This is a genomic window from Streptomyces coryli, from assembly GCF_011044975.1.
Lineage (GTDB): Bacteria > Actinomycetota > Actinomycetes > Streptomycetales > Streptomycetaceae > Streptomyces > Streptomyces coryli.
Window position 1 is genome coordinate 1 of the sequence record NZ_JAAKZV010000504.1, and the last position, 1,818, is coordinate 1,818.

Consider the following 1,818-nt stretch of genomic DNA (forward strand, 5'->3'; position numbering starts at 1 on the left):
CCCGACCGCCGGCTCCCAGCCCGCACGCCCCCACACCGCAGCAGGCACCGTCGTCACCAGCCCGCCCTCGGTCCGGTCCAGCACCCGCACCTCCGCGATCCGCCGCCGCCCGGCCCGATCCCGTACGAGATGCAGCACCACGGCCAACGCAGCCGCCAACTGGCTGTGCAAAGCAGCCCGATCCAGCCCCGCCACCGCCCCCAAGGCCTCCAGCCGCGCCGGAACATCCGCCGCGGCGTTGGCGTGGACCGTGCCGCAGCCGCCTTCATGGCCCGTATTAAGAGCAGCCAGCAGATCCAGCACCTCAGGCCCGCGCACCTCGCCCACCACCAGGCGGTCCGGCCGCATCCGCAGCGCCTGCCGGACCAGGTCCTGCAGGGTGACCAGACCGACGCCCTCCTGGTTCGCCGGGCGGGCCTCCAGGCCGACCACATGCGGGTGGGCGGGGCGCAGCTCCGCCGACTCCTCGGCGAGGACGATGCGTTCGTCGGCGGGGACCAGGCTCAGCAGGGCGCTCAGCAGCGTGGTCTTCCCCGTGCCCGTACCGCCGCTGATCAGGAAGGACAGCCGGGCCGCCACCAGCCGCCGCAGCAGCGTCTCGCCACCGGGCGGCACCGTGCCCGCCGCGGCCAGCTCGGCGAGGCTGAACGCCCGCGGCCGCACCACCCGTAGCGACAGGCACGCCGAGCGGACCGCGACCGGTGGCAGTACGGCATGCAGCCGGGTGCCGTCCGGGAGCCGTGCGTCCACCCAGGGCCGGGCGTCGTCCAGCCGCCGACCGGCCACCGCGGCGAGCCGCTGCGCCAGACGGCGGACCGCGGCCGCGTCCTGGAAGCGGACATCGGTACGTTCGACGCCGCAGCCGCGGTCCACCCACACCTCGTCAGGGCCGGTCACCAAGACGTCCGTGACCTCCGGCTGCGCCAGCAGCGGCTCCAGCGGCCCTGTGCCCACCATCTCCGAGCGCAACGCGCCCACGACGCCCAGCACTTCGGCGTCGCCGAGCAGCCGCCCCTCCTCGCGCAGCGCCGCCGCCACCCGCGCCGGAGTCGGCTCCGCGCCGCTCTCGGCCAGCCGCAGCCGCACCGCGTCCAGCAGCTCCGGGCCCTTCATGCCGCCACACCCCCGCCGCCCGCTGCCGCCGGCGGCAGCGCCCGCGCCCAGAAGGCGTCGCAGAACCGCGCCAGCGGCCCCGCGGCCCTGCCGCCCGGCGGCACCCCGGCGTCCTGCTCCTGCAACAGGCCTGGCTCCGCCAGGAGTTCACCGGCAAGCGGCAGCCCCAGCAGCCCGGCGATCTCCTCGTCCGCAAGACCGGACACCCCGGGCCCGCGCACCACCACCCGCAGGTCGCCCAGCACCATGCCCACCGCCCCTGCCACCCGCCGCGCGGCGGCGACAGCACGCAGCTGGGCCGGCACCACCAGCAGCCCTACGTCCAGTTGGGCGAGCGCCTCCACCACCGTCTCGTCCACCCGGCGCGGCAGATCGACGACCACCACGCCGCCCCGGCGCCGCGCCGCCGCCAGCACCGACCGCATCGCGGCGGGCTGCACGGCGACCGCGTCGCCCCGGTCCCAGCTCAGCACCCGCAGCTCATGCAGCTCGGGCAGCGCCTCCTCCAGCGCCTCGCCGCCGATCCGCCCCCGCGACTCGGCGAAGGCCGGCCAGCGCAGCCCACCGGCCCGCTCCCCGCCCAGCAGCACATCGATGCCGCCACCGAGCGGATCGCCGTCAACCAGCATGGTCCGCCGCCCCGTTCGCGCCGCGGTCACCGCCAGGGCGCACGCCAGCGTGGACGCCCCGGCCCCGCCGCAACCC

2 protein-coding genes are annotated in these 1,818 nt (G+C 77.0%); both read right to left on the reverse strand.

What is annotated here, in order from left to right:
• A partial coding sequence (locus tag G5C51_RS41745) for a TadA family conjugal transfer-associated ATPase (RefSeq protein ID WP_206314886.1) occupies positions 1-1,113 on the reverse strand: 1,113 nt, incomplete at its 3' end.
• The coding region (ssd, locus tag G5C51_RS41750) for a septum site-determining protein Ssd (RefSeq protein WP_338118510.1) at positions 1,110-1,818 on the reverse strand (709 nt) is incomplete at its 5' end. The genes ssd and G5C51_RS41745, both read right to left, overlap by 4 nt.